Origin of the sequence: Actinocorallia aurantiaca (assembly GCF_039533685.1) — a bacterium.
GTDB lineage: Bacteria > Actinomycetota > Actinomycetes > Streptosporangiales > Streptosporangiaceae > Actinocorallia > Actinocorallia aurantiaca.
The window spans coordinates 238,503-259,367 of record NZ_BAAATZ010000007.1; the positions used below are offsets into that span (position 1 = coordinate 238,503).

General features: G+C 72.5%; 18 protein-coding genes and 1 riboswitch. Of the genes, 13 read left to right on the forward strand and 5 right to left on the reverse strand.

What is annotated here, in order from left to right; translation table 11 throughout:
* Nucleotides 1–316 (forward strand): hypothetical protein (locus ABD327_RS11575; RefSeq protein WP_344450308.1); only part of this gene is annotated, 316 nt, incomplete at its 5' end.
* 723 nt (nt 317–1,039) lie between these two features.
* Entirely contained in the window at nt 1,040–2,404 is a 1,365-nt protein-coding gene (locus tag ABD327_RS11580) for an outer membrane protein assembly factor BamB family protein (RefSeq protein ID WP_344450309.1), read from the forward strand.
* 37 nt (nt 2,405–2,441) lie between these two features.
* On the opposite strand, the gene ABD327_RS11585 is transcribed toward ABD327_RS11580, so the two are convergent.
* Nucleotides 2,442–3,035, reverse strand: a complete 594-nt coding sequence (locus ABD327_RS11585; RefSeq protein ID WP_344450310.1) for a DUF4291 domain-containing protein — start codon at nt 3,033–3,035, stop codon at nt 2,442–2,444.
* A 162-nt stretch (nt 3,036–3,197) separates the two neighbouring features.
* Between ABD327_RS11585 and ABD327_RS11590 the strand changes: the two genes are divergently transcribed.
* The 3 genes from ABD327_RS11590 to ABD327_RS11605 all read left to right on the forward strand — a co-directional run bounded on the left by ABD327_RS11590 (nt 3,198) and on the right by ABD327_RS11605 (nt 6,977).
* The gene (locus ABD327_RS11590) at nt 3,198–5,111 is read left to right on the forward strand and encodes a protein-arginine deiminase family protein (protein ID WP_344450311.1); all 1,914 of its coding nucleotides are present in this window, start codon (nt 3,198–3,200) and stop codon (nt 5,109–5,111) included.
* Between the two features lie 878 nt (nt 5,112–5,989).
* The gene (locus ABD327_RS11600) at nt 5,990–6,232 is read left to right on the forward strand and encodes a hypothetical protein (protein WP_344450312.1); all 243 of its coding nucleotides are present in this window, start codon (nt 5,990–5,992) and stop codon (nt 6,230–6,232) included.
* Between the two features lie 70 nt (nt 6,233–6,302).
* Nucleotides 6,303–6,977: a collagen-like domain-containing protein gene (locus ABD327_RS11605; RefSeq protein WP_344450313.1), complete on the forward strand. Its 675-nt coding sequence runs from the start codon at nt 6,303–6,305 to the stop codon at nt 6,975–6,977.
* 40 nt (nt 6,978–7,017) lie between these two features.
* Here the strand turns inward: ABD327_RS11605 and ABD327_RS11610 are convergent, their stop codons facing one another.
* Both ABD327_RS11610 and cbiE read right to left on the reverse strand, forming a co-directional pair.
* A complete protein-coding gene (locus ABD327_RS11610) occupies nt 7,018–7,809 on the reverse strand; it encodes a cobalt-precorrin-4/precorrin-4 C(11)-methyltransferase (protein ID WP_344450314.1) in 792 nt (263 codons plus the stop codon).
* Nucleotides 7,782–8,990 carry a precorrin-6y C5,15-methyltransferase (decarboxylating) subunit CbiE gene (gene cbiE / locus ABD327_RS11615; protein ID WP_344450315.1) on the reverse strand — a complete coding sequence of 403 codons (1,209 nt, stop codon included), beginning with the start codon at nt 8,988–8,990 and terminating at the stop codon, nt 7,782–7,784. Before cbiE ends, ABD327_RS11610 begins: the two co-directional genes overlap by 28 nt.
* A gap of 64 nt (nt 8,991–9,054) precedes the next feature.
* Nucleotides 9,055–9,187: riboswitch (cobalamin riboswitch) on the forward strand.
* A gap of 22 nt (nt 9,188–9,209) precedes the next feature.
* Here cbiE and ABD327_RS11620 point away from each other — a divergent pair.
* From ABD327_RS11620 to ABD327_RS11645, 6 genes are all read left to right on the forward strand, one after another.
* Nucleotides 9,210–11,258, forward strand: a complete 2,049-nt coding sequence (locus tag ABD327_RS11620; protein ID WP_344450316.1) for a VWA domain-containing protein — start codon at nt 9,210–9,212, stop codon at nt 11,256–11,258.
* 62 nt (nt 11,259–11,320) lie between these two features.
* The gene (gene cobO / locus ABD327_RS11625) at nt 11,321–11,935 is read left to right on the forward strand and encodes a cob(I)yrinic acid a,c-diamide adenosyltransferase (RefSeq protein WP_344450317.1); all 615 of its coding nucleotides are present in this window, start codon (nt 11,321–11,323) and stop codon (nt 11,933–11,935) included.
* On the forward strand, nt 11,929–13,332 hold the full coding sequence (locus ABD327_RS11630; RefSeq protein WP_344450318.1) for a cobyrinic acid a,c-diamide synthase CobB: 1,404 nt from the start codon (nt 11,929–11,931) through the stop codon (nt 13,330–13,332). The genes cobO and ABD327_RS11630 overlap by 7 nt, the downstream gene beginning before the upstream one ends.
* Entirely contained in the window at nt 13,329–14,402 is a 1,074-nt protein-coding gene (cobA, locus tag ABD327_RS11635; RefSeq protein WP_344450319.1) for a uroporphyrinogen-III C-methyltransferase, read from the forward strand. The genes ABD327_RS11630 and cobA overlap by 4 nt, the downstream gene beginning before the upstream one ends.
* Nucleotides 14,403–14,563: 161 nt before the next feature.
* Nucleotides 14,564–14,776, forward strand: a complete 213-nt coding sequence (locus ABD327_RS11640) for a CbtB domain-containing protein (RefSeq protein WP_344450320.1) — start codon at nt 14,564–14,566, stop codon at nt 14,774–14,776.
* 94 nt (nt 14,777–14,870) lie between these two features.
* Complete coding sequence (locus ABD327_RS11645; protein WP_344450321.1) at nt 14,871–15,647, forward strand: CbtA family protein; 777 nt, start codon at nt 14,871–14,873, stop codon at nt 15,645–15,647.
* A 36-nt stretch (nt 15,648–15,683) separates the two neighbouring features.
* On the opposite strand, the gene ABD327_RS11650 is transcribed toward ABD327_RS11645, so the two are convergent.
* The gene (locus ABD327_RS11650; RefSeq protein ID WP_344450322.1) at nt 15,684–16,430 is read right to left on the reverse strand and encodes a cobalt-precorrin-6A reductase; all 747 of its coding nucleotides are present in this window, start codon (nt 16,428–16,430) and stop codon (nt 15,684–15,686) included.
* Nucleotides 16,427–17,944, reverse strand: a complete 1,518-nt coding sequence (locus ABD327_RS11655) for a cobyric acid synthase (RefSeq protein ID WP_425547095.1) — start codon at nt 17,942–17,944, stop codon at nt 16,427–16,429. The genes ABD327_RS11650 and ABD327_RS11655 overlap by 4 nt, the downstream gene beginning before the upstream one ends.
* Before the next feature lie 252 nt (nt 17,945–18,196).
* On the opposite strand from ABD327_RS11655, the gene ABD327_RS11660 reads away from it, so the two are divergent.
* Nucleotides 18,197–19,522, forward strand: a complete 1,326-nt coding sequence (locus ABD327_RS11660; protein ID WP_425547096.1) for an AAA family ATPase — start codon at nt 18,197–18,199, stop codon at nt 19,520–19,522.
* Nucleotides 19,486–20,865 (forward strand): LuxR C-terminal-related transcriptional regulator, encoded by a 1,380-nt coding sequence (locus ABD327_RS11665; protein ID WP_344450325.1) that lies wholly within the window; start codon nt 19,486–19,488, stop codon nt 20,863–20,865. Before ABD327_RS11660 ends, ABD327_RS11665 begins: the two co-directional genes overlap by 37 nt.

Sequence of the window (20,865 nt, forward strand, 5' to 3'; positions counted from 1 at the left end):
CGCCCTGCTGACCCTGTGGCAGCGATCGCCGCAAGCCCACAAAGCCCAGCTGCTCCTTATGGCCACGCTCAACCCGCCGGCGGCCGCGACGCACCTCCAGCGGTTCACCGATTTCCGCGCCACCCTGGACGGGCCGAGCCCCACCCTGGACCTCGCCCTGGCGCTCGTCACCGAGGACGAGCCCCGCGCTCAGGACATCGCTCTCCAGACCACCACCTGGGACGTCCGAACCCCGGACCACCTCGCCGAGGACCTCCCCCTCAAGGCACGCCTGATCAACGTCCTCCTCCACCTCGCCGAAGAGGAGCTGGGCTGACCTCCTTCCATGGCCGCAGCGGCGAGTCCAGCAGCTGGGACAGGCGCGTGAAACCGCCGGTGCGGTCGGGTCCGTCGGTGGTCAGGAGGGCGGCGGACCAGACCCCGCGCCCGTAAGTAGGAGGGCCCGTACGAAGGACGCCCCGGACTCTTCAAGCGGCGCCATCGGCTTCCGCCTCGCCGCCCGGCCGGGTGAGGGCGAAGGGTTTCGGGCGCAGTCCGTGGTCGTCACGTTGTGCCCGGGTGATGCACTGGACCATCCAGACGGTCAGCGCCATCCCAGGGACCACGAGCGCGGCCTCGACGAGGGACCCGCAGGCCTGGACGGTCAGTTGCGATCCGGACGTGACGGGAAGCCGGTCGACGAGACGCCGGCACCAGGGCCAGGAGATTGAATCCCCGGTTGAGCTCGAGAAGGCTGGCAAGCCCGATGTAGATCTCCTCGGGCCTGTCGCTGCGGAGCCACTCGATGGCGGCGGAGACTTGGAGGTACTGGACGTACAGGCCGGGCAGCAGCGCTAGGAACAACAGACTCCTCCGGGCGTCGAGCGACCGTACGGACTCCGCTTTTCGGGGCATTGCGGCAGCTTAGAGGAAGGGTCCCAACGGGCGCGTGGACGCGCTCAGTGAGCCTGATGAGAATCGTCGGATCTGCTGAGCGCCGCCACCGCGACCGGATCCCTGAGGATGAAAGGGATCCTTGTGCCGGTATAGCGTTTCCGCCATGGGAAAGAAGTCACTGGTGTCACTGGTGCTGTTCGGCGGAATCGCATTGAACCTCGCCCTGGGTTTCCAGCCATGGAATCACGACACCTTCTTTCCAGCCTTTCTGCTGGTGACGGCCTGCGGATTGCTGCTGTTCTTCCTTCTCGTTCGGCGGAAGGGCGTTCCGCGACGCGGGCTGTCGGCGGGGGCCCTCGCGTTCTTCACCCTCGTGGCGGCGGGATCCGGGTACGTGCTCTTCCAGGAGATCCGGTATGACGAGCTGGAAAAGCGGTGGGCGATACCGGCCGATGTTCCCAAGGATCCGGAATGGAAGGGCTACTGGGTCACCGGTGACGCGCTCGTCCGGGCGCGGGTGGACGGGGTGTTCGCGCACGGGTTGAAGGACGGGAAAGAGCTCTGGAACCACCGGGTCTCCGCTCCGGAGGAGGTGTGCGGGACGAGCTCATCCGCGGACGAGGGGGTCGGCCTCGTCTCCTCCGCCACGAAGGGCGGGATCTGCGACCGGGTGACGGCGCTCGATCTGAATACGGGACGCCCCCTGTGGACCCATGGCACTTCCGAGAACCCCGATGAACACCGCGGGTACCTGACAGGGGTGGCGGCCGACTCCGGAATCGCGGCCGTCTTCTCCAGCGTGGGCCTGGACGTCCTCGACCTGCGGACGGGTGAGCCTCGTCGCACTCCGCGTCCCCCCTCGGGGTGCAGGCCTCGCGCGTGGGACGACTCGCTGGCCCTCGACGGCGGCAGGGTCGCGGCCGTCTTCTTCTGCGCGAAGGACGACTCCGTCCGGCTCGTCGTGAACGAGCTCGGCACCGGCTCCTCCTGGTCCGCCGTGCTCGGTACCGGTGTCCCGCTCGGGGAGGCGTCCGTGCTCTCCGCCGACCCCGTGGTGGTGCGGTCGCGGAAGACCGCGGACGTCGGACGGGAACTCCTCGTCTTCGAGGCCGCCACGGGACGGCGCCTGGCCGCCCTCCCCGCCGACACCCTGGCAAGAGATCTTCCCGTCCTGGTCGGAGAGGAACGCATTCACACCGTGGTCGACCAGTCCGGAACCACAAGCGTCCGCGCCCTCTCCTTCACCGGCGAAATCCTGTGGAGCGCCCGCTTCGAAGACGGTGTCGAAGCCGTGCACCTCACCGGCTCCGAACTCCTCGTGGCCGCTTCCTCCGGCGGGGCCCCGGCCGCCCTCGCCGTCCTCGATCCTGCCTCAGGCGCCGAGACCCACCGCTCCCACGTCCCCCGTGCCTTCTCCCGTCCCCGGGTCCTCGAACTCCACAGCACCCCCGAACTCGCCCTCTTCATCGACCCGGGCTCCTGGAGCGACGCGCCCGAGACCCAGGCCTTCGGCTCCTGGAAGAAATGATCCCGCCGGAGAGAGCGGCCACCGTGGGCCGGTCTCGTCAAGCGCGCATTCCCAGGGAGAGCACCAGTTCTTCGGGTAGCGGGTAGACCTTTTCGGGAGGGAGCAGGGCGCGTGCCTTGTCTTCCCTTCCTTGGCGCAGCAGATCGCGGATTTTCCGGACGGCGGGTGTCAGGTCGGTGATGCCGACCGTCCAGTTATCGGCGTACTCGTCGATGATGTGGCGGCTGAGGCCCACCTGGATGCTGCGTGCGTCCAGGTGGGCGCCTCTCAAAGTGCGTTCGGGGTCCCATTGGACGCGCACGGGGGCGCTCTTCATACGTTCACGCCAGACTGCGCTGTCAGCGTATACGCGGCGGTCCGGGCTGGTGAGGACGGCTTCGCGCAGGGCCTTCTCCCAGCCTTCGCGGGTGATGCGGACGGCCAGCACCATCTCCTGGCCCGGTTTTCCCGCCCAGCCGCTGCGGCCCATCAGCCACAGGAACGACGGCTTGATCCAGGTCATCCGGTCGCGGGAGAACGGGGGCACGAACCGGCCCGCGGCCACGGCCGGCTCTCCTATCGCCCGGCCGTACGCCTGGTAGACGACGATGCTGTCCCGGTCGTAGTCGGCCCGGATCTCGAAGATCTCCATCCCGGAACATTCCCGTATCGCCCTCTTTCCGGACAACCGGATTTCCTCCTGGGAATGTGTCAGCTGAGACCGTGGTCGTATCCGCTCTGCCGTGGTGGCCGGAGGAAAGATCTGCCGAACGGCGGATGTCCCGGTGGGGCCGCGGGTCTGAGGCTTGTTCCCATGAACGATCACAAGCGAATTGCAGGGATCGGGGTGTTCGCGGTCGTGCTCGCCCAGCTCACCGCGTGCGGTCTGACGGCCGGGGCCTCACCGATGAGCGCGTCACCGGGCAAAGCGCTGCTGCGGGCGGACACCGACCGCGACGGGCGGCTGTCGCCCGCTGACGATGACCGGCGCGGGAGCTGGACGGACGTCCGCGGCGCGATCATGTTGCCGAACCTCGACGATGACGCCTCGCGCTGCCCCGCGGCGGGCCGAGGCGGAAAGCGGCTCACCGATGCGGTGCTGGCCGCCTGCGACGACGCCGCGGACGCGGTGGTGAACGGCGTGGACGACACCGCCGACCTGGCGCCGCTGGAGATACCGGCGGTCAAGGGGGTCTCGGCCTCCGCGCGGGCGACGTTGCTGCCCGATGCCCCTTCACGGGACAAGGTGAGGATCTTCATCACCCGCGACGGGCACCTCACGGCGCTCGGTGCGGATGGGGAGATCCGCGCGGACGAATTGCGCCGCGGGGTCCGGCTGGCGGTCGAAGCGCGCGACTTCGTCCGTGATCCGGCCGTCTGGTCCGGGTTCGGCGACCTCACCCTCACCATCACCGACGGCGGCCGGGTCCGGAGCGATACCGTGCGGCTGCGCGTGGCGCCGGTGCTCTTCCAGCACGACCTCCTGCGCCTGGATCGGGCCGTGGTGGCGAACCCCGAAGCTCCCGTGACCCTCGAAGGAGGGAACGCGCCCGGCAAGGCGACCCCGGGGGCTAAGGCCTACCGGCGCGACCTGCGGCGCGGCCTCGACGCCGAGGGACTGCGCAAACCGTTCATCGAGTCGCCGGCGGGCGGCGACCAGTGGATGGGCGACATGTTCAAGGCCGGATACGCGTCCATGCCGGGACAGGACGGCAAGGAGCACCACATCGTGGTCAATCTCCGGTCCCCGGCCGTGCCCCCGGACTTCCCGGCCCGCGACCGCCCGCTGCGGGACGCCTCCCGGCCCGTGTTCACCATGATGCGCGGCCCGGGCGTCGCGGGGCTCCAGCAGTTCGACCCGAAGGCCGTCGACCGCCCCGACGACAACCTGTACTACGGGTCGGCGAGCTCGAGCGGCAACTTCGGGACGATCCCGCCGTACGACGGGTACCCCGCCGGGCGGATCATCTACGGAGGTGAGGGCGAGTTCACCCCGGATGCGACGTTCATCCGGATGCTGGAGGCCCAGGGCCACCAGGCTCCGCTCGCCGTCGACACCAGCTGGCTCGGCGTGGGGCACCTCGACGAGTTCCTCCACTTCGTGCCCAAACAGGGCGGCAAGGGCTGGGCCATGGTCATCGCCGATCCCCAGCTGGGAATGGACCTCCTGAAGCAGGTCGCCCGCGATGGCGGCGGCGGGCAGCCGCTCGTCCAGGGCATCGCACCAGCCGACACGCCCTTCCCCGGCCTCACCGTGGCCCAGGCCCTCTCCAAGCCGGAGCTGGTGAACGGCACCCGCATCGCCGCGGCCGGCGTCGAGCGGGCACTGCGACAGCTCCGCGACGGAGCGGGGATCACAGAGGAGGACATCATTCGCCTTCCCGCGACGTTCACCCGGCTCGATCTGCCCGACGACTACCCGCGCAAGGACCTGACCCTCACCTACCTACCCGACATCGCCAACGGCATCAGCACGGGAACCGGCGGATACCTGGCCCCCGCCCAGCACGGACCGCGACAGAACGGGCAGGACGTGTTCCAGCAGGCCGCCGAACAGGCCCTGGACCGGGTCGGCGTCCGCGTCCACTGGATCGAGGACTGGGACTACGCGCACAACGTCGGCACCGCGGGCGGGGACATCCACTGCGTCACCAACGTCCAGCGCGACCTGAGCGGAACCGCCCCCTGGTGGCGTCCCACCGGCAGGCGGACCCCCGCGAAGAACTGAGAGTTCGGCCTCGTCCGCGGGATCCTGTCAGGGGCGCATGACCTTGTCCGGGGTCATCGGGGTGCTGCGGATGCGGCGGCCGGTGGCATGGAAAATGGCGTTGCACACGGCGGCTGAGACCCCTACGAGGCCGATCTCGCCCACTCCCTTGGCGCCCAGGCGGCTGACGACTCGACCTCACCTCGCTCGACCCCGGCTCAGGCGCAGAGACCCGCAGGCTCACGGTCGGCTACACGGCTCCATCGGGATGGAGGCCCGACCTCCTCGTCACCACCGACCGGGTCCTCTTCGTCCTGCAGGACCCGTTGAACGAGACCGGCCCCGAGATCCTCGCCTTCGCCACCGGGGAGAGGTGAGCCGGCCAGGACCCGGATCCCCGGCGGGTCGCCGTCGGCCGCGGCTCAGCGGTCGGGCTCGGCCGGGCCGCGGTGTCGGCGGGGGTCGTACAGGTGGGACTCGCGGCCTCGTCTGGACTCGGGGTCCAGGGCGGGCCCACGAGGATGACCGCGGCCTGGCGGAGGCCGCGGGACTCAACCTGGTCGGCGATGTCGGAGAGAGTGCCGGTGAGGATCAGTTCGGTGGGCTGGGAGGCGTTGGCGACGACGGCGACCGGGCAGTCGGGGCCGTAGGCGGGGACTAGTTCGGCGGCCAGGGTCCGGTATGACGAGCTGGATCGCGACCAGGACGTCGAGGGTTCCGCACCACTTCGCGTAGGAGCGGGACACCACCGCGTCCTTCTTGAGGTGGACGAAGTCCCAGATGCCGTGGAGGAACCAGCCTGCGGCAGGGCCGACACGCGCAGTAGTGACTGAAGGGGACGTGGGAGCGGGCTGGGCGGCTTCCGCCGTTACACGTGGTGGAGCCTCACCGGGACCATCGTGTTCTTCCTCGTGCTCTCCGTCGGCGGCCGGATCCTGGACCCGGACGCGCAGGGCTGGGCCAGAGCGCTCAGCGCCGTCGCGCTCCTCGTGCTCATCGCGGCGATCGTGGTGCTGCTCAGCCACCGTTCGTCCCTCGTGCCCGACGGCGGGCAGGCCGTCCGGCCGACGTCCCGAGACCGCCCGGCATTAACGATCCTCGACCATATCCATAATGAGGAAAAGCCCTGCGCGGGCGCATAAATGATCTCCTGTTCCTGTCATCCGGCGACCAGGTCCGGACGGTGTCGGACAAGAGAGAAGAATGCTTCTTATGCGGCTGTCAGTCTTTTTTCTGGCAGTGGCGACCGCCACTGCCTTCACCCTTTCCACCGGTCCCGCCGATGCCCTGGACTCGAGCGTAGGGTGCTACAAGCGAGTGAAGGTTAAAAAAGGGGGATACAAGCATAAGCTCGTCCTCGTCAAAGCCAAATGCACCGGCCCCAAGGGACGCAAAGGCCGCAAGGGAGAGAAAGGCGATACGGGCAGGGACGGTGCGGACGGCAGGGATGGAAGAGACGGCCCAAATGGTGTGGACGGCGTGGATGGCAAGGACGGTACGGACGGCTCGGACGGCTCGGACGGCTCGGACGGCAGGGACGGTGCTGACGGCAGGGACGGAAGAGACGGCAGGGACGGTGAGAAAGGAGAAAAGGGAGACAAGGGCGAAAAGGGGAACAAGGGGGACCCTAGCCCGCCCGGAGTGGTGAGGGAGCCCGTCACGGTGCCCGGCGAGGCCGTGACGGTGCCCGCGAGCGGTTCGGCGGTCGCGGCCGGAGGCGAATGCCCGGCGGACACCGTGCTGGTCAGCGGGGCGTTCACCGCCGCGTCACCGGTCCTCGTGCGGAGTTTCCAGCCGTCCGTCCGGCGGTGGCAGGGGGCCTTCTCCAGCGGGAACGGGTCGCCGGGAAGCGTGACGGTCTCGTCGTTCTGCATGCCGACGTCCTGAGCGCGCCCGGTGAGGGCGAGCCGGCCGGAGAGGGAGGAACTCAGTCCTCGCGGGCCGTCCTGCGGCGTTCCCTGCGGGGGTCGTACAGGTAGGACTCCCGGCCTCGGCGGGCCTCGGGATCCAGGGCGGGGCCCACCAGGATGACGGCGGCCTGTCTCAGGCCATGGGCCTCCACCTGGTCGGCGATGTCGAACAGGGTGCCGGTGAGGATGAGCTCGGCGGGCTGGGAGGCGTTGGCGACGACGACGGCGGGGCAGCCGGGGCCGTATTCGGGGACGAGTTCGGCCGCCAGGTGCCGGATGCGGGTGATGGCCAGGTGGAGGACGAGGGTGGCTCGAGTCCGGGCGAAGGCCGCGAGGGATTCGGTTTCCGGCATGGCGGTGGATCTGGCCCGGGTGCGGGTGAGGACGACGGACTGGGACAGCAGCGGGACCGTCAGCTCCTTGCCGAGGAGCGCCGCGGCCGCGGCGTAGGCGGGGACGCCGGGAGTCACGTCCCAGGGGACGCCGCGCTCGTCCAGACGGCTGCTCTGCTCCGCCAGGGCCGAGTAGACCGACGGGTCGCCGGAGCAGAGGCGGACGACGTCGCGGCCCGTGTGGTGGGCGTCGGCCAGGTGGGCGACGATCTGGTCGAGGTCCAGGTCCCGGGTGTCGACGAGCACGGCGTCGTCACGGCAGTGGGACAGCACGTGCTCGTCGATGTAGGTGCCGGGGTAGAGGCAGACGTCCGCGCGTTCCAGCAGCTTGACGGCGCGCAGGGTGAGCAGGTCGGCGGCGCCGGGTCCGGCTCCGACGAAGTGGACGGTCACTGTTCTTCCTTTCTGAGCGACCATTGGGTGACGGTCCTGGAGGGTGTCCAGCCGTCGAACGCGCCCAGAGGGGCGAGCTGCTCGACGCTCAGGCGGACCAGCTCGCCGCCCAGTTCGCGGTACTTGTCCGCGAGCAGGACCTCTGTCTGCAGGGTGACGCCGTGGACGACCAGGCGTCCGCCCGGACGCAGGGCCTTCCAGCAGCGGTCGAGCACGCCTTCGCGGGTGGCTCCGCCGCCGACGAAGACCGCGTCGGGGGCTTCCAGGCCGTCCAGGGCCTCGGGTGCGCGGCCGTGCACGACCCGCAGGCCGGGGACGCCGAGGGCCGCGGCGTTCGTCTCGATCCGGCGGGCCCGGTCGGGATGGGATTCGACGGCGATCGTCCGGCAGGAGGCGTGGGCGCGCATCCACTCGATGCCGACCGAGCCCGCGCCCGCCCCCACGTCCCACAGCAGCAGGCCGGGCATCGGGGCGAGCCGGGCCAGCGCGGAGGCCCGCACGTCGCGTTTGGTGAGCTGGCCGTCGTGCTCGAACGCCTCGTCGGGCAGGCCCGCCACCAGCGACCTTCCGGCTAGGGCCTCGGCGCATTCGACCGCGATCACGTTGAGTGCGGGGAGCTCGGCGGGCACACCCTCGGCGGCGACGGCGCGGAACGCGGCCTCTCGGGCGGTTCCCAGGTCGGACAGGACGGTCAGCTCGCTCGTCCCGAACCCGGACTCGACCAGGAGTTCGGCGACACGGCGGGGGGTGGTGCCGTCGCCGGAGAGCACGAGGATCCGGCGGCCGGGGGTCAGCAGCCTCAGCAGGGTGCGCGGGTCGCGGCCGACGAGGCTGAGCACGGCCGTCGTCTCGGCGGGCCACCGCATCCGGGCGCGGGCCAGCGTGACCGATGAGAGCGCCGGGATGATCTCGACCCGCTCGGGGCCGAGGAGGTCGATGAGGGTGCTGCCCACTCCCGACAGCAGCGGGTCGCCCGAGGCGAGCGCGACCACGTCGCCGTCGCAGGACGCCAGCAGCGCGGGCAGCCCGGCGCGCAGCGGGGACGGCCAGCGCAGCCGCCGCTGCCCTTCGACGGGGGGCGCCATCGCCAGGTGCCGTTCGCCGCCGATCAGGGTCCCGGCGCGTTCGACGGTCCGGCGGGTCGGCTCGTCGAGCCGGGCCCAGCCGTCGGCGCCGATGCCGACCACGGTCATGCGGGAGGTCATGGCGCACGACCATAGCGCCAGGTGACCCGATGGTTCCTCCCGGCTCGACCGGGGAGTAGCCTTGGCGCGTACTTCAGCACGAGGTGCCCCTTCGGGGGAGAATCTGGGAAGCCGGTGAGAGTCCGGCACAGGCCCGCTGCGGTGACTCAGGCGTCGACCTGGGAAGTCCGAAGACCGGCCTCGTGCGTCGATCGGCGGCACGACGAGCGGGAGCCTCACATGCCATCGCTTTTCCCTTTCAGCGCGATCGTCGGCTCCGACGACATGGCGCTCGCCCTCACCCTCACCGCGATCTCTCCGGCGGTCGGCGGCGTGCTCGTGCGGGGTGAGAAGGGCACCGCCAAGTCCACCATGGTGCGGGCGCTGGCCCGGATCCTGCCGCCCATCGAGGTGGTCGCCGGAGACCGGTTCTCCAGCGACCCGGCCGAGCGAGAACCGCTCTCCCCCGACGGCCCGTTCCCCACGGACGCGCCCGTGGAGACCCGGCCGGTCCGGCTCGTCGAACTGCCCGTCGGCGCGACCGAGGACCGGGTGCTCGGCTCGCTGCACCTGGAGAGGGCCCTCAACGAGGGCGTCACGGTCTACGAGCCGGGGCTGCTGGCACGCGCCCACCGCGGCATCCTGTACGTCGACGAGGTGAACCTGCTGCACGACCACCTGGTCGACCTGCTGCTGGACGCCGCGGCGATGGGCCGCTCGACGGTCGAACGCGACGGGGTCTCGATCGAGCACGCCGCCCGGTTCGTCCTAGTCGGCACCATGAATCCTGAAGAGGGGGAGCTGCGGCCCCAGCTGCTCGACCGGTTCGGGCTGACCGTGGAGGTCGCCGCGCCCCGGGACCCGCGGACCAGGGTCGAGGTCGTCAGGCGGCGGCTGGCCTACGAGGCCGATCCCGACGGGTTCGCCGCGCGGTTCGCCGGCGCCGAGCTGAAGCTCACCCGCCGCATCCGCACGGCCCGGGAGCTGCTCGAGCGGGTCGTGCTCGGCGACGCCGCCCTGCTCAAGATCGCCGAGGTGTGCGCGGCGTTCGAGGTCGACGGCATGCGCGCCGACATCGTCACCGCGAGGGCCGCCGCCGCACACGCCGCCTGGCACGGCCGCGCCGCCGTCACCCGCGAGGACGTCCGGGCCGCGGCCCGCCTGGCGCTCCCGCACCGGCGCCGCCGCAACCCATTCGACGCGCCCGGAATCGACGAGGACCTGCTCGACCGGATCCTCGGCGAGGACGAACTCCCGCCGGACCCTCCCCCGTCCGACCCGTCTCCCCCGGAACCGCCGTCCGGGCCGGACTCCGGGCCGGACTCCGGCCCGGAGCCCTCGGGTACGTCTCCCGACCAGGGCGAAGGCTCCGGAGACGACGAGACCTGGACGCCCCTCGACAACGACCGGCCCTCCGCGTCCGACGGCGAACCCGCCGGACCGGAGGAGACGGAGACGAACAGCGGAACCGCCGGTGTCGCCTCCCCCGACGCCCCTTACCGCCCCAAGGTCTTCCGCGTCGCGGGCACCGGCACCGGGGAGGCGGGACGCCGTTCGCCCGCCCTCACCCGCACGGGACGCCGCGTCGGCGCCCGCCGGCCCGACGGGAGCACCGGCACCGTCCACCTGCCGGAGACGCTCCGCGCCGCGGCCCCGCACCAGCGCGCACGCGGCCGGAAGGGCCCCGGCCTGCGCATACGCGGCGAGGACCTGCGGGTCGCCGTCAGCCAGGGCCGTGAGTCCAACCTGATCCTGTTCTGCGTCGACGCCTCCGGCTCCATGGCCGCCCGCCGCCGCATGGCGCAGGTCAAGACCGCGATCCTCTCCCTCCTCCTCGACGCCTACCGCCGCCGCGACAAGGTCGGCCTGGTGACGTTCCGTCAGTCGGCCGCCGAGGTGGTGCTCCCCCCGACGTCCTCGGTCGACATCGCCGCCGCCCTCCTGAGGGACCTGCCCGCGGGCGGCCGCACCCCGATCGCCGAAGGCCTGCTCGCCGCGGCCGAGGTGCTGCGGCTGGAGCGCCTGCGCGATCCCCGGCGCAGGCCCCTGCTCGTCGTCGTCACCGACGGGCGCGCCACGGCGGGCCGCGACCCGGTGGACAGGTCGCGGCAGGCCGCCCGGTGGCTGGCCGGGACGGGCGTCGCGGCCCTGGTCGTCGACTGCGAGACGGGCCGCTTCCGCATGGGGCTGGCCCACCGGCTCAGCGTCGAGCTCCGCGCCGAGCACGTGCCGCTCGGCGAGGTCGCCGCCGACGCGCTGACCGCCGCCGTCCGGGAGCGGGTCGCCTGACCCGGCGCCCGCCGTTCCGACCGCCCCACCCGTCGATCATCACCACCCGGAAGGGGTGCCTGATGCCTCAAGGCCAACCGTCGAACGTCCCCGAAGACGGACTCACCACCCGCCAGCGGCGCAACCGGCCGCTGCTCATGGTGCACACCGGCGACGGCAAGGGGAAGTCGACCGCCGCGTTCGGGCTGGCCATGCGCGGCTGGAACCAGGGCTGGAACATCGGGGTGTTCCAGTTCGTGAAGTCCGCCAAGTGGCGGGTCGGCGAGCAGACCGTGCTGGAGCGGCTCGGCCGGCTGCACGCCGAGACCGGCGAGGGCGGGCCCGTCGAGTGGCACAAGATGGGTTCGGGCTGGTCCTGGTCGCGCACGCGGGGGTCGGAGGCCGACCACGCGGCCGACGCGGCCGAGGGCTGGGCGGAGATCAAGCGCCGGCTCGCCGCCGGGGCCCACGACCTGTACGTCCTGGACGAGTTCACCTACCCGATCGCCTGGGGCTGGGTCGACGCCGAGGACGTCGTCGAGACCCTCGCGAACCGGCCGGGGCACCAGCACGTGATCGTGACGGGACGCCGGGCCCACCCCCGGCTGCTGGAGACCGCCGACCTGGTGACCGAGATGACGAAGGTCAAGCACCCGATGGACGACGGGCAGAAGGGCCAGCGGGGCATCGAATGGTAGAGCTGCCGCGCCTGGTCATCGCCGCTCCCGCCTCCGGCCACGGCAAGACGACCGTCGCGACGGGGCTCATGGCGGCTCTGCGGGCGGCGGGGCACAAGGTGTCCGGGCACAAGGTCGGGCCCGACTACATCGATCCCGGCTACCACTCGCTGGCGACCGGGCTGCCGGGCCGCAACCTCGACCCGCACCTGGTCGGCGAGGAGCGGCTGGTCCCGCTGCTGCTGGCCGGGGCGGGAAACCCCGAGATCGTCGACATCGCCGTCATCGAGGGCGTCATGGGGCTCTACGACGGGAAGCTCGGCGGGGACGGCTTCGCCTCGACCGCCCATGTCGCGGCGGTCACCGGCACGCCCGTCGTGCTCGTCGTCGACGTCTCCCACGCCTCGCGGTCGATCGCGGCCGTCGTGCAGGGCATGGTCGCCTACGGCCCGGAGCTGGACGTCGTCGGGGTCATCCTGAACAAGGCGGGCTCCGACCGGCATGCCGGAGAGGTCCGACGCGCTCTGGAACCGACGGGTGTGCCGGTTCTGGGCGTCCTGAGCCGGGACGACGGGATCGTCGCCCCGTCCCGGCATCTCGGGCTCGTCCCCGTCGCGGAACGGGACGACGCCGCCCGCGCCCTGGAGCGGCTGTCGGCGCGGATCGCCGAGAAGGTCGACCTCCGGCGGATCGTCGCCCTGGCCCGGCAGGCCCCGCCGCTGGAGGCCGTCCCGTGGTCGGCCGCCGAGAACGTCTCGCCGCCCACCGGCCGGCGGCCCGTCGTGGCGGTCGCGGGCGGGCGGGCGTTCACCTTCCGCTACAGCGAGACCGAGGAGCTGCTGCGCGCGGCCGGATGCGACGTCGCGCGCTTCGATCCGCTCGCCGATCCCGGGCTGCCCGACGGCACCTCGGGCCTCTACCTCGGCGGCGGCTTCCCCGAAGTGCACGCGAGCGAGCTGAGCGCGAACCTGCCGCTGCGCACGGCCCTCGGACGGGCCGTGGACGACGGCGTTCCCGTCGTCGCCGAGTGCGCCGGGCTGCTCTACCTGTGCCGGGCGCTGGACGGCGAGCCGATGGTGGGCGCGCTGGACGCGGAGGCGAGGATGTCCCCGCGCCTGACCCTCGGCTACCGGGAGGCCGTCGCGCCGCGGAACACCCTGCTGGCCGAGGCCGGAGAGCAGGTCACGGGGCATGAGTTCCACCGGACCGTCGTCGGGCCCCCTGCCGGACGTCACGCGGCCTGGACCGTCGACGGCTCGCCCGAGGGCTTCAGCACCGGCTCCGGTACGCCGACGGTGCACGCCTCCTACCTGCATACCCACTGGGCGGGCCATCCGTCCATGGCCCGGCGTTTCGCCGCCGCCGCGCACCGGTTCTCCGCCGGTGCTCTCACCTCACCTCGCTTGGGAACGTCATGACACGCCCTTATCCCCTGGACCTGTCCGGTCGCGATGCCGTCGTCTTCGGCGGCGGAGAACCGGCACTGCGCCAGATCACCCTGCTGCGCTCCGCCGGAGCGCGGGTCCACGTGGTCGCCCCCTCGGTCACCGCGTCCGTCGAGGACCTCGCCGCGCGGGGGCTGGTCCGGTGGAGCGCGCGGGGCTTCCGGTCCAGGGACCTCGACGGGGTGTGGCTCGCCGCGGCCGCGACGAGCGTGCCCGAGGTCGACGAGGCCATCGGGCGGGAGTCGGAGAAGGCCCGTGTGCTGTGCGTGCGGGCTCCTGCCGTGGAGAGTCCGGCCGCCGGAGGGCTCGGGCGGGTGACGCTCGTCGGCGGCGGCCCCGGTGACGCCGGGCTGCTGACCGTCAGCGGCCGGGAGGCGCTGGAGTCCGCGGACGTCGTCGTCACCGACCGGCTCGCCCCTCTCGACGCGCTGCGCTGGGCGCGTCCGGACGCCGAGGTCATCGACGTCGCCAAGGTGCCCTGGGGCCGGGCCGCCTCGCAGGACGACATCAACGCGCTGCTCGTGGAGCGCGCCTTGGCGGGGGCGCACGTCGTGCGGTTCAAGGGCGGCGACAACTTCGTCTTCGGGCGCGGCGGCGAGGAGCTCCTCGCCTGCCGGGCCGCCGGGGTGCCCGTCACCGTGGTCCCCGGAGTCTCCTCGGCGGTCGCGGTGCCCGCGCTCGCCGAGATCCCGGTCACCCATCGGGGTGCGTCCCAGGGGTTCACCGTGGTGTCCGGCCATGTGCCGCCGGGCCATCCGGACTCGTCGGTGGACTACCGGGCGCTCGCGGGGTCGGGCACGACCCTGGTGTTCCTCATGGCCGTGCGCACCCTCCCCGAGATCGCGGGGGCGCTGGTGGAGGCCGGTATGCCGCCGGACACACCGGCCGCGACGATCGCGGACGGCGCGTCGCCCGGACGGCGGGTCGTGCGTTCGACGCTCGCGAAGATCGCCGATCTGGTGCGGGCCGAAGGGGTGACCGCGCCGGCCGTGACCGTGATCGGATCCGTTGTTTCGATAAATGACCAGCCATACGCCAATTGACCGAAATATAAGCAGCCTGTACCGTCTCACTTAATCGTCCGCGAGGAAGCCGGTGTGAATCCGGCACAGTCGCGCTACTGTGACGTCGATTTCGGCGAAGTCAGACACTCAAGGACGAGGTTCCATCCAACGGGACGCAGTATCCCTTGACGGAGGTCTCCATGTCTCACGTGTCCACGACCGGCCCCGAGCTGGACGTTCCCAAGCTCCCCCTCTCCGCCCTCGCCCCGTGGGCCTTCTTCTTCGCGCTCCTGGCCTCCCTCGCCGTTTTCTTCGTCGGCGCCGAGCAGGGAGCGTTCTCGCTCTTCTCCGGAACCGCCGTTCACGAGTGGGTCCACGACGGCCGCCACCTCCTCGGCTACCCCTGCCACTGAGGCACTCCCCTTTATCGCCGGGCGACCGGCTTTTTCACCATGCCCGAGTGACATATGTTCCCTCGGGCTGCCTTTGTGCACTCAGGAGCAGGACATGAGTCCCAGGACGTTTCTCATCAACGGCCTCATCGCCGGTCTCATAGCCGGAATTCTCGCTTTCGGCGCCGCCTATTTCTTCGGCGAACCCCATATCGACGGCGCGATCGCCGTCGAGGAGGCGGCCGCCTCCGACCACTCCCACGCCGAAGGGACGCCCGCCCACAGCCATGACGAGGAGGAGGGCGGCATCAGCCGCTCTCAGCAGTCCACGGCGGGCCTGGCCACCGCGACCATCGCCATCGGCGTCGCGCTGGGCGGCATCGTCGGGATCGCCGCGGCCTTCGCCCTCGGACGCGTCGGCAGGCTGCGGCCCGCCGCGTCCACGGCTCTCGTCGCCGTCGTCGGTTTCGTCTCGTTCGCTCTCGTGAGCTGGGCCAAATACCCGCCGAACCCGCCCGCGGTGGGCAGCGGAGAGACCATCGGTTCGCGGACCGCCGCCTACTTCGGCTTCCAGGCCGTCTCGGTGCTGCTCGCCGTCGGCGCGGTGATCCTCGCCGCCCGCCTGGCGCGGCGGAACGACGCCTGGCTCGCCTCCGTGGTCCCCGCGCTCGGCTGGCTCGTCCTCGTGACGGTCGTCGGCCTGGCGCTTCCGACGGTCGACGAGGTCCCCGGCGACTTCCCGGCCGACACGCTGTGGGGTTTCCGCTTCTCGTCGCTGATCACCCAGACCGTGCTGTGGGGCACGATCACCGTGGTGCTCAGCGGGCTGGTCCAGCGGGCCGCGCGGGCCGCACAGGTCCGGCAGGCGCTCATCGAGAGCGTCCGCACCTGAGCGGGCGGCTCGGCCCGGCCGGAGATCCCGCCCCGGTCAGGCCAGTCCCCTCGCGGTGAGCCAGCCGCCGGCCTCGACGTGGTCATCGACCACCTCGACGCCGGCGGTTCTGCTCTCCCGCCGCACGACGACGACGGGGATGCCCAGTTCCCCGGCGGCGACCATCTTCGGCCACGTGTGGGCGCCGCCGGAGTCCTTCGTCACCAGCACGTCGCACCCGTACTCGCGCAGCAGCTCCCGCTCGCCGTCCAGCAGGTAGGGGCCGCGGCTCCGCAGCAGCGTCCACGACGGCGGCAGCACCAGTTCGGGGGCGTCCACCACCCGCACCACCGCCGCGGCGGCCGCCAGCGGACCGACGAAACTCCCGAGCGTCTGGCGGCCGGTCGTCAGGAACGGCGCGCGCCCCGTCCGCGCGGCGGTCTCGGCGGCCTCCTCATGGGTGCCGACCCAGATCCAGGAGTCGCTCCCCGGCGCGGACTCCCAGCCGGGCCGCTCGAGGCGCAGGAGCGGCACGCCCGTCCGCGCGCACGCGGCGACGGCGTTGCGCGAGATGCCCCGAGCGAACGGATGCGTCGCGTCGACGACCGCCGCGATCCCGTTCGCCTCCAGGTGGGCGGCGAGTCCCTCGACCCCGCCGAACCCTCCGATCCGCACCTCCCCGACGGGAAGCCGGGGCTGCGCCACCCGTCCGGCCAGCGACGACGCGAACGGCACGTTCCGGGATTCGAGCAGGAGCGCGAGATCCCGGGCCTCGGCCGTTCCGCCGAGGATCAGTACGGTCATCGCGACGCTCCCGGCTCCAACGACGGCAGACCCGGCGGAACGCCCTCGGTGGCGAGTTCGAGGAGCGCGTCCAGGTCGAGGTGCTCCTCCACGAGGTCGCCGAGCAGGTCGAGCCGGCGTTCGCGCAGGTCGGCGAAGTCCTCGGTGCCCGGCGTGAAGTCCTCGTGCCCCGCGGCGGACGCGACCTCCCGGAGCCAGGCGCGGCGAAACCCGTCGCTCTCCAGGCTGCCGTGCCACATCGTCCCGTACACCGCCCCGTCGCGCGCTCCCCCGAGGAATTCCTCGGCGCCTCCGGCGGGAGTGATCCGGCCATGGTGGATCTCGTACCCCTCGACCGGATGGCCCAGGGCGCTTCCTTCGGGCAGACGCAGGACCTTCTGCGGGGAGAACCGGGTGTCGACTTCCAGCATCCCGAGCCCTTCGACGGACGCTCCGGCGGCTCCCTCGACCCCGTCGGGATCGGTGATCATCCGCCCCAGCATCTGGAAGCCGCCGCAGATCCCCAGCACCGGCCGCCCCGCCCGCGCGTGCGCCAGCACCACCTCGTCCATGCCGCGCTCCCGCAACCACCGCAGATCGGCGATCGTCGCCCGGGTCCCCGGCAGGACGATGACGTCGGCTCCTTGCAGGGCCCGCGTGTTGCCCGCGAACACCACGTCGACGTCGGGCTCGGTCCCCAGGGCGTCGATGTCGGTGAAGTTGCTGATCCTCGGGAACCGCACCACGGCCACCCGCAGCGCCGCCTGGTGCGTGGACCTGCGCCCTTCCAGGTCGAGCGCGTCCTCCGAGTCCAGCCACAGGTCGGGCCGCCACGGCAGCACCCCGAACACCCGCCGCCCGGACAGCTCCTCCAGCATGTCCAGCCCCGGCTTCAGCAGCCCGACGTCCCCCCGGAACTTGTTGATGACGAACCCCGCGATCAGCCGCTGGTCGGCGGGCTCCAGCAGCGCGACCGTCCCGTGCATCGCGGCGAAGACCCCGCCCCGGTCGATGTCGCCGACCACCACGACGGGAATCCCGCCGTGCCGCGCCAGCCCCATGTTGACGTAGTCGCTCGCCCGCAGGTTGATCTCCGCCGGGCTTCCCGCGCCCTCGCACACGACGACGTCGAACCGGCTCCGAAGGTCGTCGTACGCCGCGAAGGCCGCCTCGGCGAGCCGTACCCGCCCCCCGGCGAATTCGTAGGACTCGATCGCCCCCGCGGGCTCCCCCATCACCACCACATGGCTGCGCCGGTCGCTCCCCGGCTTCAGCAGCACCGGATTCATCGCCGCCTCGGGCTCTGCCCGCGCCGCCAGCGCCTGCACCCACTGCGCCCGCCCGATCTCCGCCCCGTCGGCGCAGACCATCGAGTTGTTCGACATGTTCTGCGCCTTGAACGGCGCGACCCGCACCCCGCGCCGCGCCAGCGCCCGGCACACCCCTGCGGTGACGACGCTCTTCCCCGCGTCCGACGTCGTCCCCGCGACGAGCAGGCTTCCCCCGGGTGACCTCGACGTTTTCACCCTGGAAATGATATTCCGTCCCCATCCGCACCCGCTCAGCGGCCTGAGCAGCACGGTCGCCTTCCAGACCGCCGAACGGCCCGGCCTCGAACGACCCCTCCGAGGAGAAGCCGCACGAGGTACCGCTGGTTCCGTGGTGAGGCGTCCTACCGCCGGTCGGCACCGCGAAGGCCCGGGGACGAGCGGCGCAGAGGCCTCTTACAGTAGGTTTCCGTGCTTTATGGGAGATCTGCGGAGATCAGTGCGCTCGACGAGGTGATCGTGCGGGCCCGCGACGGTTCCGGTGGTGCGGTGGTACTGCGGGGCGAGGCGGGGGCGGGCAAGACCGCCCTGCTCGACGCGGCGGCCGTCCGGGGCGGCGGGATGCGCGTGCTGCGGACCACCGGCGTCGAGCCCGAGTCCGATCTCGCTTTCGCGGCGCTGCACCAGCTGCTGTGGCCGGTGACCGGTTCGCTGGACGCGCTGCCCGGCCCGCAGCGCGATGCGGTGGGCGCGGCCCTGGGACTCGCCCCGGGCGGTGCCGGGGACCGGTTCCTGCTGGGCGCCGGCGTGCTGTCGCTGCTGGCCGAGGCCGCCGCGCCGGATGGGCTGATCTGCGTGGTCGACGACTTCCAGTGGCTCGACCGGGCCTCGGCCGACGCGCTGCTGTTCGCTGCCAGAAGGCTGGAGACGGAACGGATAGCGATGCTGTTCGCGGTGCGCGGGGACGCCCCGGTCAAGGGCGTGCGGCTGACGGTGGACGTGCGCGGCCTGCCCGAGTCCGCGGCGGCCGAGCTGCTGGAGTCCCGCCACGGCGGGCTGCCCGCCCATGTGGCGCGGGAGCTCGTCGCCTCGACCCGCGCGAACCCGCTCGCCCTGGGCGAGATCGCGGCCCGCCTGACGCCCGCGCAGCTCGCCGGGCGCGAACCGCTGCCCGACCCGCTGCCCGGCGGAGCCCGGCTCTTCGGCGACCGGGTGGCCGCACTGTCCGCGCCCGCCCGGCTGGTCGCCCTGCTCGCCGCCGTCGAGGCCGATCTCGACCAGGTCCTGCGCGCCGCCGGCCTCCTGTCGGCCGAGCAGCAGGCGGTACCGGCCGGCGGGAGCACCGGGACCCGGGACGGGCGGACGGCGCTGGCCGAGCTGGAGAAGACCGGGCTGGCCGGGGTGTCGGGCACGAGCGTGCGCTTCCGTCATCCGCTCATCCGGTCCGCGGTGCTCGAGGCGGCCGCGCCCGCCGACGTCCGCCGGGCGCACGCCGTCCTGGCGGAGCTGACCAGGGGCGACCGCCGTGCCCGGCACCTGGCCGGAGCCGCCCTCGGCCAAGACGAGCGGGTCGCCGCCGCGCTGGCGGCAGCCGCGGAGCGGGCGCGCGACCGCGGCGGGTACGGCACCGCCGCCACCGCCCTCGCCAGAGCCGCCGAGCTGACCCCTGAACCGCGCACCCGTGCCGCCCGGCTGAAGGACGCCGCCGTCGCGGCCTGGCTCGGCGGGCGCTCGGGNNCCGCTCGGGCCAGGCGGAGTCGCTGCTGGCCGAGGCGCGTGAACGGGCCGGCGGGGACGCCGCCCTCGCCATGGAGATCTCCCGGCTCCGGGGCCGGTTCGAGCTGAACTCGGGCAACGCCGCCGAAGCCGTGAGGATCCTGGCGGCGGGCGAGAGTCTGGACATGCTGGCCGACGCGGCGGAGGCGGCCTCCTACGTCGGCGACATGGCGGCCCTCGCGGAGCTCGGCCGGAGGGCGGCGGCGCACCCCGAGGGCTTCCTGCGGGACGCGGTCGCCGGGATCGGCCTGACGCTGGACGGCGACGCCGCCGGGCCGGGCCTGCTGCGGCGGGCGCTGACGCGGGCCGGCGAGTCGAAGGACGCGGCGGAGTTCTTGTGGGCGACGGCGGCGGCGAGTTCCCTGGGCGAGTGGGACCTGGCCACCGAGATGGCCGCCCGGGCCGGGCAGGTTGCCAGGATGTCGGGGATGACCGGACAGCTGCCCGTCGTCCTGGAGTTCGCGGCCACGGCCGAGCGCCTCGCCGGGGAGCTGGCGAGCAGCCGGGCCGTCTCCGAGGAGGGCCTGGAACTGGCGCGGGAGGCCGGGTACACGAACACGGTGGCCGCGCACCTGGCCAATCTCGCGGTGCTGGCGGCGCTGCGGGGCGACGAGGAGTCCTGCGTGCGCCAGGCCCGCGAGGCGCTGGCCATCGCCCTCCCCCACCGGGTGGGGCTGCGCGCGGGCCTGGCCGCGTACGCGCTGGCGCTGCTCGACCTGTGCCTGGGCCGCTACGCGGCGGCGCACGACCGTTTCACGGCCATCGCCGCGGCGGGGCCGGGGGCAGGGCATCCGACCGTGGCGTGGCGGTCGACACCGGACCGTGTCGAGGCCGCCGTGGGCGCGGGCGACGAGGCGGGCGCGCGGGAGGCGCTGGCAGCGTACGAGCGATGGTCGGCGCACGCCGGGACACCCGAGTCACGCGCGCTGCTGGCCCGCTGCCGGGGCCTGGCCGACTCGTCCGAGGACGCCTTCGGCGAGGCGCTGCGGCTGCACACCAACCCGTTCGAGGCGGCCAGGACGTCCCTGCTGCTGGGCGAGCGCCTGCGCCGCGCGCAGCGTCCGGGCGAGGCGCGGGCGCACCTGCGGACGGCGTGGGAGACGTTCGAGCGGGCGGGCGCGCGGCCGTGGGCGCGGCGCGCGCAGGACGAGCTGCGGGCCGCGGGCGAGAGCGGACAGGCCCCGCCCGTCCCCGTCCTCGACGCGCTGACCCCGCAGGAACTGCGCATCGCGGGCCTGGTGGCCGACGGTCTGTCGAGCAAGCAGATCGCCGCCCGGCTCTTCCTCAGCCCGCGCACGGTCGAGTACCACCTGTACAAGATCTATCCGAAGCTGGGCATCGGCTCCCGTACGGATCTGGCGCGACTGGTAGTTCTACAGAAGGCCCCCGTAACGGAGGGCGGCATGCTTTGA

Excerpts from the sequence above, each read along its gene's own strand:
- ABD327_RS11580 (WP_344450309.1), top strand. The coding sequence starts at position 1,040 with ATGGGAAAGAAGTCACTGGTGTCACTGGTGCTGTTCGGCGGAATCGCA.
- ABD327_RS11585 (WP_344450310.1), bottom strand. The coding sequence starts at position 3,035 with ATGGAGATCTTCGAGATCCGGGCCGACTACGACCGGGACAGCATCGTC.
- ABD327_RS11590 (WP_344450311.1), top strand. The coding sequence starts at position 3,198 with ATGAACGATCACAAGCGAATTGCAGGGATCGGGGTGTTCGCGGTCGTG.
- ABD327_RS11605 (WP_344450313.1), top strand. The coding sequence starts at position 6,303 with ATGCGGCTGTCAGTCTTTTTTCTGGCAGTGGCGACCGCCACTGCCTTC.
- ABD327_RS11610 (WP_344450314.1), bottom strand. The coding sequence starts at position 7,809 with ATGGTCGCTCAGAAAGGAAGAACAGTGACCGTCCACTTCGTCGGAGCC.
- cbiE (WP_344450315.1), bottom strand. The coding sequence starts at position 8,990 with ATGACCTCCCGCATGACCGTGGTCGGCATCGGCGCCGACGGCTGGGCC.
- ABD327_RS11620 (WP_344450316.1), top strand. The coding sequence starts at position 9,210 with ATGCCATCGCTTTTCCCTTTCAGCGCGATCGTCGGCTCCGACGACATG.
- cobO (WP_344450317.1), top strand. The coding sequence starts at position 11,321 with ATGCCTCAAGGCCAACCGTCGAACGTCCCCGAAGACGGACTCACCACC.
- ABD327_RS11630 (WP_344450318.1), top strand. The coding sequence starts at position 11,929 with ATGGTAGAGCTGCCGCGCCTGGTCATCGCCGCTCCCGCCTCCGGCCAC.
- cobA (WP_344450319.1), top strand. The coding sequence starts at position 13,329 with ATGACACGCCCTTATCCCCTGGACCTGTCCGGTCGCGATGCCGTCGTC.
- ABD327_RS11640 (WP_344450320.1), top strand. The coding sequence starts at position 14,564 with ATGTCTCACGTGTCCACGACCGGCCCCGAGCTGGACGTTCCCAAGCTC.
- ABD327_RS11645 (WP_344450321.1), top strand. The coding sequence starts at position 14,871 with ATGAGTCCCAGGACGTTTCTCATCAACGGCCTCATCGCCGGTCTCATA.
- ABD327_RS11650 (WP_344450322.1), bottom strand. The coding sequence starts at position 16,430 with ATGACCGTACTGATCCTCGGCGGAACGGCCGAGGCCCGGGATCTCGCG.
- ABD327_RS11665 (WP_344450325.1), top strand. The coding sequence starts at position 19,486 with ATGGAGATCTCCCGGCTCCGGGGCCGGTTCGAGCTGAACTCGGGCAAC.